This is a genomic window from Pragia fontium, assembly GCF_900638655.1.
Taxonomy (GTDB): domain Bacteria; phylum Pseudomonadota; class Gammaproteobacteria; order Enterobacterales; family Enterobacteriaceae; genus Pragia; species Pragia fontium.
The window spans coordinates 534,329-550,275 of the sequence record NZ_LR134531.1 but is presented as its reverse complement, the minus strand read 5'-3'; the positions used below and the strand labels follow the sequence as shown (position 1 = coordinate 550,275).

Genomic DNA, 15,947 nt, shown 5'->3' with positions numbered 1-15,947 from the left:
ACATCACCTCAAGACCTATCTGGTTCGCAGCCACAATAGCGTTTTAGTTATCAGGAAATAAAAAGCGACCTGACTAGCCCACACCCACCAACCCGCCCAAAGATTATGAGAAAGAAAATGCGCTCCTCTCATCATTTGTCCAAACCCCATCGCCATGCCCAAGACAATACCCAGCCACCAGTAAAACCATGCCGCTTTAGGCTGTTGAGGATAGAAAAGAAAAAACAGCGCCATTACGGCAAAACCACATGACGCATGGCCGCCAGGAAAACATTGCCCTGGGCCCGCGTTAACTCCCGCAGAAACCGAGCCAAAAAGCCGAATATAAGTCGCCTGCCCACCAAACTCAGACAGGCTCCAGGGACAGGAATGAATACTGGACGCTTTCAATAGACCAACCACCGCGGTACCTAACCCCAGTAATACCATTACCGTTATCAAGCGAAGATTTTTACGGTATATCCCCCAGCCAAGACCAGCAATGGCCGAACCGACAATCAAAAACTTCACTAATTTGTGATTCAGTAATTCCAACCAAAAATTATTCTGTAAAGGAAAAGAGTGAGTCTCTGGTTGATACCATTGACGCGTAAGCCAAAAATCAAGTTGATCCTGTAGAGAAATAAAACAAAGTATCGCCGCAACTATCGTCAGAGCGATAATTTGACGAATATAAAATGCAGCAGGCAATGGCTGAGGAACGCTGTCCCACCAGAGCATTGGTTTACGATCGATCATTCAATTACCCTATTCTGGCCCGCTAAAAAGCAGCCGCTTTGCGGCTGAATATCGATAAGCATATTGGATAATTATTAGTGAAATCTTAAGAAAGCAGCGTTGAACAACCCTCTGGTTATTTAAAGCCAAACAGGGTCATTAGACTAAAATCATTGGCGGTCAAGATGGTGAATTCTGGCCTATTCCAAAATGTATTTTCGATCTCTGTTAGATTTCGGAATATATTGGTTCTTCACTTCATATACAGATGGCTTATCTGTCAGGCAGAGGATTTTATATGCGTATTCTTACCGTTGGGGCTGGCGCCGTTGGGGGATATTTCGGAGCAAAGTTATTGCAGGCACATCAGGACACGACCTTTCTGGTTCGCCCAGCCCGAGCAGAAAAATTGCAGCGAAACGGATTAGTGATTAAAGATCCACAAAATAACCTCATCACCCTTTCCTCGCCGCCCACCATTCTGGCCGAACAAATTAAACAACCTTTTGACCTGATTCTACTAAGCTGTAAAGCCTACGATCTTGAAGATGCCATTCGCTCATTTGCTCCCGCCGTCGGCAGCAATACCGTTATTCTTCCGTTGCTTAACGGTATGCGTCATATACAAACGCTGGAAAATGCCTTTGGTAAAGACAAGGTACTGGGTGGGTTATGTAACATCGTGTCGACCGTTGAAGCGGATGGTGTCATACACCAGATGACGCCAACGCATAATATTACTTTCGGTGAATTAAACGGCGTGAAAACCAACCGAGCAGAAGCAATTGCGCACATCTTAAAACAGGCTAAGTTTGATTCTGAGCTCAGCAGCAATATTACTCTGGCCATGTGGGAAAAGTGGCTCTTCCTCGCTTCGCTGGCCGCCGGCACCTGCCTGATGCGCGCACCAATTGGTGAAATTATTGCGGCTCCTGACGGGAAAACCTTTATTCTGATGCTGATAGAAGAAATTCGCAGTATTGCGGTTAAGCACGGCTATCAACCGGATGTGGAACGCGCTCATCGTATGCTAACCGAACCCGGCTCAACACTGACCGCATCCATGTACCGGGATCTACAACATGGTTCACGTATTGAAGCAGAGCAAATCGTCGGCGATCTGTTATTCCGCGCGGAACAATCCGGTATGAACATGGACACACTAATCCGCTTACGCGCAGCCTACACCCACCTGAAAGCCTATGAATCGCAGAGGGTGGCTAACCAGTAACGAACTGATTAATCTGACTGACCACATCATCCCCATAGCTTATAAGAGCGAAATATCGCTCTTATAACAAGTCATACCAAAAACAGCGTTGCTAACCCTAAAAATATAAAAAAGCCACCGGTATCGGTAATTGCGGTAATCATCACGCTGGAACCAATGGCCGGATCCCTGCCCAGTTTATTCATGGTCATCGGAATAATAACCCCCATAATCGCGGCCAACAGCAAATTGAGCAGCATAGCTAAAGTCATCACGCCACCCATTTCCAGATTACCGTACAACAGGTAGGTTACCCCGCCCATCACGCCTCCCCAGACAATGCCGTTAATCAGTGCTACACCCAGTTCACGCATCAGCATAAAGGGCATATCGCCGGAACGAATATGATGCAGAGCCAGCGCCCGAACAATCATGGTAATGGTCTGATTACCGGTATTACCGCCGATCCCGGCGACGATCGGCATCAGGGCAGCTAAAGCCACCAATTCTGAAATGGTTCCCTCAAACAGCCCAATCACTCGTGATGCAATAAATGCGGTACACAGATTAATAGCCAGCCACGCAGAACGTTGACGAACGGAAGTCAGTACCGGAGCAAAAATATCTTCTTTCTCACTTAATCCCGCCATTCGACGCAAGTCGGTATCGCTCTCTTCCATCACTACATCAACTACATCTTCAACGGTTAAGCGACCAATTAACTTGTTCTGCTGATTCACCACTGGCGCACTGATCAGGTTATAACGCTCAAACGCACTGGCAGCATCTTCGGCTTTATCATCCGGCAGGAAAGTCAGCGGTTCTTTCAGCATTAGCGCTGCGACCGGCGTTTCCGGTTTATGCAGCAAAATATCGGTAATCAACAGCTCGCCCATCAGCCGGTTCTCCCGATCGATAACAAAGATCTTATCGGTAGAATCAGCAATATTTTTTCGCCGTTGCAAAAAACGCAGCACCGTTGCCAATGTAATATCATCCCGGATAGCGATCAGTTCAAAGTCCATCAATGCACCGACTTTATCTCGCCCCAGATGAATCACTTCACTAATTCTGGCGCGCTGTGGTGCATCCAGAGAAGCTAATAGTTGCTCAACTAAATCACGGGGAAGATGGCCAGCCAGATAGGCTTGATCGTTCAAATCCAGATGTTGAAGCGCGGCCAGCAGTTGGCGATCGCTCATATCTTCAATCAGACTGTCCCAGACTGCGTCGGAAGCTTCAACCAAGGTTTTGCCGCGCTTAACATCGCTTAATAGCGACCAAATAGCCTGTCGTTTATTTTTCGGCAGTGACTCTAATAAGTCGGCAAGGTCAGCGGCGTGCAGTTTGTTAACTAACCGGCGAAGCTCACTGATTTCTTTATCTAATGAGGGGTCTGACAGGCTTGAAGTCTGCTGTCCATAGTCAATAGCGGCAACCAATAAACCATCCGACAGCAGTTCAAGAATCCGTTGCCGATTCAGCTCCAGCTTTGAACTGGTCATTTGTTCATTCAGTAATTCATTCTGCGTCATAGTGCTCGTCGCTCTTTCATTATATTGACTGCCGCAGCGGGCTATCTCCGGTTTTATAATCTGTCCGGCGCTACCATAGCCGATTCCACTATAAATAGTCGTGAATATTTTTCTTAATCTGCCTAAAAATTCAGAATACTTTTCTCAATAGATATGGCGCAGGAAACCCGCTCTACCCCTAAAGAGTAGATTAGCGTTCTATTACGCTAAAAACCGATCCATCTCAATAAACAGGTATTTAAAATGCAATAATCTGACAGTTAATTTCCCGATGCCATTTTATTCATATCATTAACTGTAGCAATAACTTAAATAACGATAAGCCATATGAATACTCAGAACGATCAGCACAGTATTTTACAGCCGGTAATTGATGATGATATTGCGCAGGCGGCCAAGCGCTCCAGAAAAAAACTGGTGCGTCGCCCGGGAACGATTGGAGGAAAACTGCCTTGGTATGACCTGCGTAACGCAAAGCTCTGGCGTCATGCGGCTCAGTCGGTATTTCTACTGATCAATATTTATATCTGCATAACTTTCTATTATTGGGTACGTTTCTACGAAACTGGCGGCAATAGCACCTTTGTGGAACGTCCAGCAGGGATTGAGGGATGGCTGCCCATCGCGGGCTTGATGAATCTGAAATATACGCTGGAAACCTGGCAGATTCCCCCGGTTCATGCCGCTTCCATGCTGTTACTGATTGCTTTTTTAGCCATGAGTTTCTTATTGAAGAAAGCCTTCTGTTCATGGTTATGTCCGATAGGAACGCTGTCTGAAGCGCTGGCTACACTGGGTAAAAAACTATTTGGCCGCCATTTTCTTCTGCCTCGCTGGTTAGATATTCCCTTGCGCGGACTGAAGTATTTGCTGCTGGCATTTTTTCTCTATCTGGTCATCCCCATGCCGGTACAGGCGCTACAGGCTTTTCTGATGTCGCCCTATGGTCTGGTTGCTGACGTCAAAATGCTGAACTTCTTTCGATTTATCGGAGAAACGACGCTAATTTCAATTATCGTGCTGACCATCGGTAGCCTGTTTATTCAAAACCTCTGGTGCCGTTATTTATGCCCCTATGGCGCCTTGATTGGTATTTTCTCACTATTTTCCCCCTTTAAGATTCGCCGTAATGCCGATAGCTGCATTGACTGCGGTAAGTGCGCTAAGGCTTGCCCATCGCGTATTCCGGTCGATCGCTTAATTCAGGTACGCACCGTTGAGTGTACTGCTTGCATGTCCTGTGTGGAGTCCTGCCCGGCAAAAGACACGCTGGTATTTTCCCTCACCAAACCAAAGGGAGAACCCGGAGCAACCCATAGTCTTGGGCTATCAGGTATGGCCGTAGCCTTAATGTTGACCCTGATTCTGGCAGGAACCATTGGCTATGCTAAGTTTGCCGGTCATTGGGACACTCAACTACCGGAACAGTTTTACTATCGCTTGATTCCGGCCAGTCAGCAGTTAGGTCATCCCTGATGTGTCCTTTCTGTCATTCTGGTGAAAACCGCAGGCGTAGCGAATCATCTAAGGTTTTAGCTTAATGACAACGTTTGGTTTAAGGGCGAGATCCCCGCTTTCGCGGGGATGACGACATAAGTTGGATGACGACATAAGCTAGATGACGACATAAGCTAGATGACGACATAAGCTAGATGACGACATAAGTTGGATGACGACATAAGCTGGATGACGACATAAGCTAGATGACGACATAAGCTAGATGACGACATAAGCTAGATGACGACATAAGCTAGATGACGACATAAGCTAGATGACGACATAAGCTGAATGACGACATAAGCTAGATGACGACATAAGCTGAATGACGACATAAGCTGGATGACGACATAAGCTAGATGACGACATAAGCAGGTTGAAACATCATCGTCATTCCGGTGCAAACCGGAATCTATTCAGAACGCGAACCCTACTTCTGAGAAAAATAACGCTCAGCGTTACCGTAGCAAATATCCTCAATCATCTGACCGACCAACTGGAAATCTGCCGGAATTTCGCCGTTATGCATCCATCCACCGACCATATCGCAGAGAATGCGGCGGAAATACTCATGTCGGGTATAGGACAGGAAGCTTCTGGAGTCCGTTAACATACCCACAAACTGGCTCAACAAACCGAGCTGTGACAGTTGCATCATCTGACGCTGCATGCCGTCTTTCTGATCGTTAAACCACCAGCCGGAGCCAAACTGTACTTTCCCAGCAATACCACCGCCCTGGAAGTTGCCGCACATGGTCGCTAATACTTCATTATCGGACGGATTCAGACAGTAAAGAATGGTTTTCGGTAAACGATCATCGCAATCCAGTGCATTCAACAAACCGGATAACGCTTCCGCTACCGGACGATCGCCAATAGAGTCAAATCCGGCATCGGCACCAAGGCGAGTAAACATACGCTGATTATTGTTACGTAAAGCACCAATATGCAGCTGCATCACCCATCCGCGCTGATGGTATTGCTGCCCCAACCAAACCTGAACCGCCGTGCTAAACTGGGCAATTTCCAGATCGCTTAACGCCTGACCGGATAGTCGCTTAGCCAATATGGCATCCAGCGTCGACTCAGCGGGAACTGGCGCGAAGCGCACAATCTCAACCCCGTGATCGGCGGCCACGCAGCCATGAGCAGCGAAATGATTCAACCGCTTCTCCAGAGCATTCAACAGGTCCCTGAAACGCTCAATGGCGATATCCGCTGCTTTTTCCAATAGCGGAATATAATCGGTAAACCCGGGTAAATCGATTTTAAAGGCGCGATCCGGGCGCCAGCTAGGGCGCACCTGAATATCAAAGCTATCATCGGCGGCAATGCCCTGATGGTAGGCTAATGAATCAATCGGATCGTCAGTGGTACCCACCATTTTCACATTCATTTGCTGCATAATACCGCGAGCAGAAAACTGTGGCTGAGCCAATAATTCATTCGCTTGATGCCAGATTTGCTCCGCGGTGCCAGCGTTCAGGCAAACGTTACTGATGCCAAACGGCCGTTTCAGTTCCAAATGGGTCCAGTGATAAATCGGATTGCCCAAGGTTTTAGGCACCACCGATGCCCAAGCCAGATACTTCTCATAGTCGCTGGCATCACCGGTAATCAATCGTTCATCCACACCGGCAGTTCTTAATACCCGCCATTTGTAATGGTCACCGGCTAACCAGATTTCAGCCAGATTGCCAAACTGCCGATTTTCCATCACGTCTTTCGGCGGTAAATGGCAGTGATAGTCAAAAATAGGCTGCGGCGCAGCATGTTCAAAATAGAGACGCTGTGCGGCATCAGTGGTTAATAAGAAATCGTCGCCTAAAAATGCTTTCATGATGGAATACTCCCATTTGCCATAAGTTGATGTACCGTATTTTTAGCCCCTTGCTTGACCAAGGCTAAATAGCTACGGGTAACGGCATCAACAAAACGGCTGTCTTGCGGTAATGCGGTGCCAAAAATTTCGTGAATAGCTAACAGCCCTTGCACTCGCTCAGCGCCGTCCTGAGTCGACTGACAAACCTGTTGCAAACGCTCAACCATCGGATCGCGAACATCAATGGAAGCACCGCTATCATCGATACCGCCGACATAACGCATCCATCCAGCAATGCCCAGTGCCAGACAATCAAAACCGCTGCCGTTAACCAGATGCCAACGCACTGAATCCAACATCCGCTGAGGTAACTTCTGGGTGCCGTCCATAGCAATTTGCCAGGTACGATGCTTAAGGGATGGGTTGCTATAACGTTCAATTAATCGATCGGCATATCCTGCTAAATCCACCCCTTGCAAACTCAGCGTTGGTGCCTGCTCTTGTAGCATTAAGCGGTGAGCCGCTGTGCGATAAGCCTCATCGGTCATACAATCATTAATATGTTGATAGCCAGCCAGATAGCCTAAGTAAGCCAGAAATGAGTGACTGCCGTTAAGCATTCTCAGTTTCATTTCTTCATAAGGCACGACGTTACTTACCAATTCAGCACCGACCGCTTCCCACTGCGGACGACCGGCAGCGAAATTATCTTCCACCACCCATTGAATAAACGGTTCGCAAGCAATACCGCATGGGTCGCTCACTCCAAGCGCCAGTTCGATTTCTGCCAGCGTTTCATCGGTTATTGCCGGCACAATGCGGTCAACCATGGTACTTGGAAAAGGCACATGCTGTTTTATCCAATCAGCCAACTGCGGATCGCTTTGCTGTGCCAATCCCAAAACGGCCTGCTTCACGATATGGCCGTTTTCCGGAATGTTATCGCAGGACAAGACGGTAAAAGGAGCCAACCCACGTTCACGGCGACGACGTAATGCTTCAACAATTACTCCAATAGCCGACTTTGGCTGCTGTGGATGACTCAAATCCGCCTTAATCAAAGAATGATTAAGATCCAGACCACCGCCGCCCGGTAAGACACAATAGCCTTTTTCAGTAATAGTCATGGAAACAATGGCTACCTGTGGCTCGGCTATTTTCTCCAGAATACGTTCTATTCCGTCAAGCGCCGGATGCAAAGACTCCGCCACCGAACCAATAATCAGCGCCTGATTACTTTCCGCGCCTTTCTCCAGCACGCTATACAGATGATCCTGTTCACGCAGTGAAGCTATCAGTGATTCACCGCCAAATAGACTTATTTCACAAATACCCCAGTCGCCACCAATCTGCTGCAATACCCGGTTGGTTAATAGCGCCTGATGAGCACGGTGAAATGCACCAAACCCCAGATGAACAATGCGGCTTTTTAACTCGCTACGCTGATATTGAGGCTGCTCTACCGCCGATGGCAATACCGTGTTATTTATTCTACCCATCACAATCTTGCTAACCTCTTTTATTCATCTCATTGTCATTAAGTTCGGCCAAGCTTATTTCACCAACGGATTGGCCGTTAACAAACAGCGGACGGCTTTCAGTCGCTGGCAAAGATATTTTTATCCGCTGCCAGGCAGGTTGATAATCACCACGTGTACTTAGCGTTAGATCGATACGCTGATTGTCTGAGGTCATTATCCAATCCAGCCAGATTGCATTATTTTTTTGATAACCGAAGCTTTCCCCATCATCATCAAACAGGTAACCCTGCGCTTGACCTTTACCCTGTTGCGGATAAAAACAGAGCTCACGGCTCTCATCTTTAGCCGCATCAACGTAACCAATACGTTCTGACATGGGAATCATACTGCCGGCACGAACCAACAGCGGTAAACGCTCTAATGGTGCCGGTACGGTAATCGTCTGCCCACCGCTATACCACTGACCGCTGTAGAAGCAATACCAGCCATTTTGATTGTCCGGCAGATAAACTTCTCTTTCACGCTGTCCCTGCTCAACCACGCTGGCCACCAATAGATCTTTACCAATCAGGAAGTCATCTGATTCTGCAAACGTTTTCTCATCATGCTCATGATCCAAGAACATTGGGCGCAGCATCGGCTCATCTTCTTGATGGGCCAACCACAATTGATGATAAAAATAAGGGAGTAAACGGTAACGCAGGCGCATTGATTCACGAATAATCGGCGTAATACTCGGGTACATCCAAGGCTCATTCACCGTCTGGTCGTCATTCCATGAGTGAATAGTGAAACGCGGGTGCATCACACCATTCTGAACCCAGCGAACAAACAGTTCCGCATCAGGCTTATCGCCAGAAAAACCACCCACATCGTGGCCGACGTTATACAGGCCAGACAAACTCATACCCAATCCCATCCGGGTGTTATAGCGCAGCGTTGTCCAATTGGTGCGGTTATCGCCACTCCAGGTTTGGACATAGCGCTGCATACCGGCACAGCCAGAACGAGAAATCAGATAAGGACGCGATTCAGGGGCAAACTTTTGTTGGGCTTCAAGGGAAGCACGCATCATTAACAGTGGCATCACGGGACGAATATGTTTAATCGCAATCTCTTTGCCAAAACCGTGGCAGCGCGCTTCGCGATCCCAGATTTCATATTCGTTATTATCATTCCAGGTTGAACCGATGCCCATCTCCAACAATTGAGACGTTACATTATCCTGCCACCAACGAACCGTGGCCGGATTGGTAAAATCAAGATGCGACCCTTCGTCATCCCAGAAAACGGAACGTTCTGGCACATCTTGCTCTGAATCACGCACAAACAGGCCAGCCGCTGCCACTTCTTGATACTTTGGATGATCCTGTAATAAACACGGTTTTATGTTTGCTGCCAGTTTTAATCCTGCATCGTGGAAGGCTTTAGACATCACTTTGGGCTGAGGAACCTTGTCGTAGTTCCAGTTAAAGACGTAACGCTTATTACCAATGGAGGTGTAACCCGAAGAGAGCTGGAATGAGTCGCAGGGAATATCATGCTGTTGGCACAGCTTAATAAACTCCAGTAACTGCTCCTGAGCATTAGGCGCATCGGTATAGTGCATAGTTGAGCCGCTATAGCCCAAGCTCCATTTAGGACCAAATAGAGTTTTCCCTGTCAAACGCACAAAGGATTTGGTGACATCCAACGTTTTCGGTCCAACAAAGAAATAGTAATCCAGATCGCCAGACTCAGCCTCATAGCGACGATAGGGTAAATGATAGTTATCGAGCTCATTACCCAAATCCAACCAACAACAGCTTAAGTTATCGTAGAACAGGCCGAAGCTAGCGCCGTTACGGCGCGTTATGGTAAATGGAATATGTTTATATAAAGGATCGGTGGAAGAGGCATCATAGCCCATGGCATCTAAATTACGCATTTCAAAGCGGCGGCCTGCGCGATTCAAATCACCCGCTTTTTCGCCTAAACCATAATATTGTTCATCTTTGTAGCGGCGCTGATAATGAGCAATACCTTCACCTTTCGTATCCAGTAAATAGGCACCGGTTGGGCGATCTTCTACTAATAGTGCCCACTCGCCATCACCATTTTTGTATTCCCATTTTAAAGTCAGCGGTTGGCTAATCGTGACCCGCAGCTTTTTGGTTGCAATAATTAATTGGTCATCGTCTGTTATCAGTTGGTAATCAGGTAAAGAGAAACCTTCAGTGCTTAAACGATCTCTGCCCTGCCAAGGCACATCACCTTCAGGAGCAATACACCAAGTGCGATCCAACGCTAATGCATTATTGCGTTTAATCAGAACGCGAAACATATCCTGTTCTAATACATAGAGACAAAAGACATGTTGCTGGTTGACCGTCAGTTGAATGCAGTTATCCGCGTGTTCTTTAAGGACCCAGTTTTTTAACGTTTTCATTTCAATTATCTCTATTGATTATTTAATGCTGATGCTTTCTTTCTTCTTTCACCAACTAAAGTAATTAAGAAAATAGCGCCAATTAAGTCGAAAAAGCCCATGGCGACAAACAATGGATTAAAGCCAATTGTTTCAGAAAACGCACCGATAATCAGTGAGAACAAGAAGCTCGCGATCCAAGCTGATGAGCCACGCAAGCCGTTCATCGTCGCAACCTGACCTTTATCAAAACAGTCCACAACTAAGGCGCTTAACATGCAGGAAATAACCTGATGACCAAAACCGCCGATTGAAATTAACAGGATAACCACATACGGATCTTTGGTAACCGCAATCAAAGCTAACGAGAGCATTAAAAATGCACCGGTAACGGAACTGGCAATAACCGAGTTAATACGCGTGAAGCCAAAGAATTTAATATACAGTTTGGTTAAATAGCCGCTGGCAATACTGCCTAAGTCCGCTGCCAAAAAGGGTAACCAGGCAAACAGAGCAATTTGCTTTAGCTCCATCCCCATTTCTCTGGCTAAATAAAGCGGTACCCAAAAGCTAAATACCGCCCATGCGGGTTCTGCAAGAAAGGCCGGAATACAGATACCGTAGAACTTCCGCTCTTTACTTAATATTTTAATCGATTTAAAAAACGAGAGTTTTTCCTGAACGGGTTCCTGGTCTTGCTCAATATACTGATGCTCTTCTACCGATAAGTTAGGATGCTTATCCGGGTTGTGATAGAACTTCCACCACAGCAAAACCCACACTAAGGCTAACGCACCTGAAACGATAAACGCGCCTTTCCAGCCCAGAGCAACGTGGAAGATAACAATAATCGGTGGGGCTAACATTGCACCAATGGAGAAGCCAACACCGGCCCAGCCAGCAGCAACCGGACGTTCCTTTTTAGGGAACCATTCAGCGATCACTTTCGCGTTTGCTGGCGTTGCTCCTGCTTCTGAGCCCCCCATAATAAAACGTAAAATTGCTAACTGAATCCAGTTTCCTGCCCCGGCATGGAGCATACAGGCAACCGACCAAATCACCGCGCAGATAGCAAAACCTATTTTCAGCCCAATAACATCGATAAACCAACCACATAACGGCTGAAATATGGTATAGGCTAATTGAAATGAGGCAACGACATACGAATATTGTTCTGTCGTCATTTTCAGATCGGAAATCAGCTCCGAAGCCAAAATACCGAGTGAATTGCGGGTAATATAGTTAACCGTAACGCCAATAAGAAATAGTATTAAAATGTACCAACGTAAATTTTTAAACTTCCTTGCTGATGATGACACCGCTTTTACTACATCATTGCTCATCGAAGAAGCTCCTTATTTTTGTAAGCGGTAATATTAACCACTTAAATAATTGGTCTACCAGTTAACTGCAAATTACCATTTTTAAACATTAAAAATTGAGATATCAATCACGGTAAAAGTAATTATTATGAAATAGGTCAAACAAAACCAGTTAATTAAATATAATCATTTGAAATAATTAACTATTTTAATTAACTTAAATTAAATTTTGGTTAACCTGTTAATAAAACAATGAAAAAAATGCTGTAGCACTGATATTTTCCTGATATAAAAAATGATAATAAAAACATCAACACCATGATATTAAAAACAAAATATACTTGTCATGAGTGAGTAAAAAAAACGCAAAACTGCCAACCTTAAATTGGTAAACCAATTATTGACGAGAAGTTTATTACTACATACAATAAAACTGTCGGATAAAGATCAGGCAGTAAATCAGGATTGGTTATGCTCAATCAGTATTGAGCAAGTCGTGGTTACACGACCAATACCCTTTTATGTGGCAGCATTGAAAACATGTAAAACAAACAGGATGACTCTGCCTGAGATTGATCCCCCTAATTTTGATAGTGATGTATTGGATTTCATCCCTTGATTCCTTGCGGAATAAACGGTCGGAATCTGATTAACAGATAAAGCAGCTTGCGCCCGTATTTAAAGTCGTTCGTTATCAATAACGCATAAGTGAATACGCAGGGTTTTCTTAAATCGAAATAAAGTAGACAGCATAAGGATCAATATTATGGAACAAACATGGCGTTGGTATGGTCCGAATGACCCGGTATCTTTAGATGATATCCGTCAGGCTGGAGCCACTGGTATCGTCACGGCATTGCATCATATTCCTAACGGTGAAGTTTGGTCAGTTGACGAGATTGAAAAACGCAAAAAGGTGATTGAGGCCAAAGGTCTGGTGTGGTCCGTGGTGGAAAGTATTCCCGTTCATGAAGAGATTAAAACGCAAACCGGGAATTATAAGCAGCATATTGCCAACTATCAGCAGTCTATTCGTAATCTGGCTACCTGCGGAATTGATACCGTATGCTATAACTTTATGCCGGTATTAGACTGGACCCGTACCGATCTGGAATATGAATTACCGGATGGCTCCAAAGCACTGCGCTTTGACCAAATCGCCTTCGCCGCATTTGAACTGCATATGCTAAAACGCCCAGGTGCCGAAGCAGACTACACACCAGAAGAAGTCGCTCAGGCTAAAGCCTATTATGACGCCATGAGTCAGGCAGATATTGATAAGCTGGTTGGTAATATTATCGCTGGCCTGCCGGGTGCCGAAGAAGGCTATACCCTGGAGCAGTTCCGCAAACATCTGGCCACCTATGACGGCATTGATAAAGCCAAGCTGCGTGAGCATATGGCTTACTTCCTACAGCAGGTTGTTCCGGTAGCGGAAGCTTGCGGCCTGCGTCTGGCGGTTCACCCTGACGATCCACCGCGCCCAATTCTCGGCCTGCCGCGTATTGTCTCAACCATTGAAGATATGCAGTGGTTAAAGGAGACCGTTGACAGTATTCATAACGGTTTCACTATGTGTACCGGCTCTTACGGAGTACGGGCAGATAATGATTTGGTGCGAATGATCGAAACCTTCGGCGATCGTATCCACTTCACTCACTTGCGCTCTACCTGCCGGGAAGACAATCCAAAAACCTTCCATGAGGGTGCCCACTTAGAGGGTGATGTGGATATGTATTCGGTGGTGAAAGCGATTCTGACCGAAGAGTCTCGCCGTCAAAAAGCCGGTGATATGCGTAAGATCCCAATGCGCCCTGACCACGGACATCAAATGCTGGATGACCTGAAGAAGAAAACCAATCCAGGTTACTCCGCCATTGGTCGCTTAAAAGGTCTTGCTGAGGTTCGCGGCGTAGAATTAGCCCTAAAACGCACCTTCTTCGCCGATATGAAATAAGTTGTTAATTTATTGGTAAAAAGGGCGGCTTAATAAGGGGTAATACTTATTAAGCCGCCCTTTTTATATCTCAGCTAAATAATATGATAAATAACGCCGTTAGTTAGAGATATATCCCAAATTGACAATGAAAATGCATGATATCGCGCAATTCCCCCTATAGTTAATCTATACGTTGCCAATACAGTGACTATCAGGGGATGCCATGAACCTATCTTACTTTCGCGCCAATATTGCGGGATTAACCAACCTTTCCTTGCCTACCCTAACCGTACTGACCGATAAATCAGCTGCGATGCCGTCGTTAAAAGAAACCGCAGCGGACAAGAGTAATCAAGCAGTTAAACCTAAAGTGAACTAAATACTGTCCCAAAAAACGAGCGAGGAAAGTAGCGCCGGCGAGGGACTGATACACGCTTTAATATCAAGTAGTCGGTGTAACGACCAGCGTATAAGTACCGCTATAGCTTCCCAACGGATAGTTTACCGTTTGCTGGAATGACCTAAAGCGGATATAAGTTCCGCTGGTATCGGAAGGTATATCGGATAACGTCGGATATACCGTTGCGTCACGGTCAAATCCCGTATCACCGCCCGACTGTGTTGGGCTTGTATACCAGAGTGTTCCGATTCCCATAACAAAATTATCAGGATCGCCAACTTTCGCTAATCCCCCACCAGTTGGGGCAACCAGTCTGAGCCGAACCTTACTGGCATTACCAATAAAATGGAAAGACTTCGTCATCCCCATCATATAACCGCCAGTATCCTCCAGCTTCACCTGAACGTTACCTTCAGTGACATCCAAATTACGATCGTAGATGACCTGAATACTGCTGGCTATCTCTGCGGTGACTTCTATCGAAGTCCTTACGGGTACGGCTGCAGCATATGACTGTTGGGCAGCAAACAACGATAGCATCAGCCCGATCAATACCTTTTTATTGTTCATTATCTCTTCCTGTTACTGGCTTTCACTATTTGCTTAAAGTCCCGGAGTGACCACTGCGGTAAAGGTATCGGAGAAATGCGTTCCTCCTTTTAAACCCACCAGATCTTTTCCTTGAATAACAAAATTAATTTCAAACAGCTCTGATGCACCGTTGGTGCTGCCCAATGAATAATTAAGCAGCTCGCCATAACCAATAGCGCGTTTATTAAATCTCACGGTATAAGGAATAAACTTGCCCGGTTCCTCGTGGGAGTACATACGGAACTCTGAGTTTGGCGCCCCTTTCTTCGATTCAAACGTTATGGTAAACGGCAGCAACGTAGCTGGCGCATCAGAGATGCGTCTGACGTTCAACATTGCTGTTTTAGTGGTATCTTCATTAATCGCCACTTCGCTGAATCTGGCGGCATCCAGCTTAATAAAAGACGCTTCAATCACCGCTGGATCGCTACGCAATGTACGAGCAAAAGAGAGGTAAACATTGTTTGACTGAATCTCGCGGTTATCCCCGGTCAGGCGTACATTACCCAGTAAAATGCGCTGGCCCGCGTACTTACTCAGATCGATATTCTCCGCCAACTTAATCTGGGTCGAATCACCGTCAATGGTGGCACCAAGAACAAAACCGACCACATTATCACCGTTAGATGAGGCAAAATTAACCGGACTACCGCATAGATAATTTTTTTCATATCGATAAGGCCGCTGGCTAAACATCGCAATAGGGATGCTAATACCCTGTAGTTCGCCGGTTCCGGTCAAATAACGCCCAGAGCAAACGCCCTGTCCCGCCCCTTGAACTAACCCCACCAGTTTCTCTTTATCTGACAAATTGGTGGTCACATAGGATGCCCCTAAAGATCCCGCACCGCTATTACGGGTAACGGTGGTGCTATAGCGACCCGGCACATTCTTTTCGATATTAATGATCACATCACCACTTCCCTGTACTGCGGAAGCTCGTAGTCCATAGGACGTCAGCCCCAAAACGCCACACAGCAACGCAAGTATCACATTATGCAGGCGGTAACTTGCTTCATCATTCAT

The 15,947-nt window shown here is 46.2% G+C and carries 12 protein-coding genes; 4 read left to right on the top strand and 8 right to left on the bottom strand.

The annotated features are described in order from the left end of the window. Nucleotides 1–15: 15 nt before the first annotated feature. Nucleotides 16–738, bottom strand: coding sequence for a phosphatase PAP2 family protein (locus tag EL341_RS02365; protein ID WP_232036583.1), 723 nt, complete (start codon nt 736–738; stop codon nt 16–18). Between the two features lie 277 nt (nt 739–1,015). On the opposite strand from EL341_RS02365, the gene panE reads away from it, so the two are divergent. Further along, nucleotides 1,016–1,948, top strand: a complete 933-nt coding sequence (panE, locus tag EL341_RS02360) for a 2-dehydropantoate 2-reductase (RefSeq protein WP_126466892.1) — start codon at nt 1,016–1,018, stop codon at nt 1,946–1,948. Between the two features lie 71 nt (nt 1,949–2,019). Here panE and mgtE read toward each other — a convergent pair whose 3' ends face one another. Further along, nucleotides 2,020–3,462: a magnesium transporter gene (gene mgtE, locus EL341_RS02355; RefSeq protein WP_126466890.1), complete on the bottom strand. Its 1,443-nt coding sequence runs from the start codon at nt 3,460–3,462 to the stop codon at nt 2,020–2,022. A gap of 327 nt (nt 3,463–3,789) precedes the next feature. Between mgtE and EL341_RS02350 the strand changes: the two genes are divergently transcribed. Further along, on the top strand, nt 3,790–4,938 hold the full coding sequence (locus tag EL341_RS02350) for a 4Fe-4S binding protein (protein WP_126466889.1): 1,149 nt from the start codon (nt 3,790–3,792) through the stop codon (nt 4,936–4,938). Between the two features lie 451 nt (nt 4,939–5,389). Here the strand turns inward: EL341_RS02350 and uxaC are convergent, their stop codons facing one another. Genes uxaC through EL341_RS02330 form a run of 4 tightly spaced genes read right to left on the bottom strand, consistent with a single transcriptional unit; the run spans nt 5,390 to nt 12,012 of the window. Next, nucleotides 5,390–6,799, bottom strand: coding sequence for a glucuronate isomerase (uxaC, locus tag EL341_RS02345; protein WP_126466887.1), 1,410 nt, complete (start codon nt 6,797–6,799; stop codon nt 5,390–5,392). Further along, nucleotides 6,796–8,280, bottom strand: coding sequence for a mannitol dehydrogenase family protein (locus tag EL341_RS02340; RefSeq protein ID WP_126466885.1), 1,485 nt, complete (start codon nt 8,278–8,280; stop codon nt 6,796–6,798). Before EL341_RS02340 ends, uxaC begins: the two co-directional genes overlap by 4 nt. Before the next feature lie 10 nt (nt 8,281–8,290). Further along, nucleotides 8,291–10,690 carry a glycoside hydrolase family 31 protein gene (locus EL341_RS02335; RefSeq protein WP_126466883.1) on the bottom strand — a complete coding sequence of 800 codons (2,400 nt, stop codon included), beginning with the start codon at nt 10,688–10,690 and terminating at the stop codon, nt 8,291–8,293. 11 nt (nt 10,691–10,701) lie between these two features. Then, the gene (locus EL341_RS02330; protein WP_074820417.1) at nt 10,702–12,012 is read right to left on the bottom strand and encodes an MFS transporter; all 1,311 of its coding nucleotides are present in this window, start codon (nt 12,010–12,012) and stop codon (nt 10,702–10,704) included. A 745-nt stretch (nt 12,013–12,757) separates the two neighbouring features. On the opposite strand from EL341_RS02330, the gene uxuA reads away from it, so the two are divergent. Together uxuA and EL341_RS17540 are read left to right on the top strand one after the other, a co-directional pair. After that, nucleotides 12,758–13,948 carry a mannonate dehydratase gene (gene uxuA / locus EL341_RS02325; RefSeq protein WP_126466881.1) on the top strand — a complete coding sequence of 397 codons (1,191 nt, stop codon included), beginning with the start codon at nt 12,758–12,760 and terminating at the stop codon, nt 13,946–13,948. A 205-nt stretch (nt 13,949–14,153) separates the two neighbouring features. Next, nucleotides 14,154–14,309 carry a hypothetical protein gene (locus tag EL341_RS17540; protein ID WP_164720428.1) on the top strand — a complete coding sequence of 52 codons (156 nt, stop codon included), beginning with the start codon at nt 14,154–14,156 and terminating at the stop codon, nt 14,307–14,309. 63 nt (nt 14,310–14,372) lie between these two features. On the opposite strand, the gene EL341_RS02320 is transcribed toward EL341_RS17540, so the two are convergent. Then, entirely contained in the window at nt 14,373–14,900 is a 528-nt protein-coding gene (locus EL341_RS02320; RefSeq protein ID WP_074820421.1) for a hypothetical protein, read from the bottom strand. A 33-nt stretch (nt 14,901–14,933) separates the two neighbouring features. Continuing rightward, nucleotides 14,934–15,947, bottom strand: coding sequence for a hypothetical protein (locus EL341_RS02315; RefSeq protein WP_074820423.1), 1,014 nt, complete (start codon nt 15,945–15,947; stop codon nt 14,934–14,936).

Bases quoted from the DNA above. Each gene is read 5' to 3' on its own strand.
- panE (WP_126466892.1), top strand. From the start codon at position 1,016: ATGCGTATTCTTACCGTTGGGGCTGGCGCCGTTGGGGGATATTTCGGA.
- uxuA (WP_126466881.1), top strand. From the start codon at position 12,758: ATGGAACAAACATGGCGTTGGTATGGTCCGAATGACCCGGTATCTTTA.
- EL341_RS02335 (WP_126466883.1), bottom strand. From the start codon at position 10,690: ATGAAAACGTTAAAAAACTGGGTCCTTAAAGAACACGCGGATAACTGC.
- uxaC (WP_126466887.1), bottom strand. From the start codon at position 6,799: ATGAAAGCATTTTTAGGCGACGATTTCTTATTAACCACTGATGCCGCA.
- EL341_RS02330 (WP_074820417.1), bottom strand. From the start codon at position 12,012: ATGAGCAATGATGTAGTAAAAGCGGTGTCATCATCAGCAAGGAAGTTT.
- EL341_RS02320 (WP_074820421.1), bottom strand. From the start codon at position 14,900: ATGAACAATAAAAAGGTATTGATCGGGCTGATGCTATCGTTGTTTGCT.
- EL341_RS02365 (WP_232036583.1), bottom strand. From the start codon at position 738: ATGATCGATCGTAAACCAATGCTCTGGTGGGACAGCGTTCCTCAGCCA.
- EL341_RS02350 (WP_126466889.1), top strand. From the start codon at position 3,790: ATGAATACTCAGAACGATCAGCACAGTATTTTACAGCCGGTAATTGAT.
- EL341_RS02315 (WP_074820423.1), bottom strand. From the start codon at position 15,947: ATGAATGATGAAGCAAGTTACCGCCTGCATAATGTGATACTTGCGTTG.
- EL341_RS02340 (WP_126466885.1), bottom strand. From the start codon at position 8,280: ATGGGTAGAATAAATAACACGGTATTGCCATCGGCGGTAGAGCAGCCT.
- mgtE (WP_126466890.1), bottom strand. From the start codon at position 3,462: ATGACGCAGAATGAATTACTGAATGAACAAATGACCAGTTCAAAGCTG.
- EL341_RS17540 (WP_164720428.1), top strand. From the start codon at position 14,154: ATGAACCTATCTTACTTTCGCGCCAATATTGCGGGATTAACCAACCTT.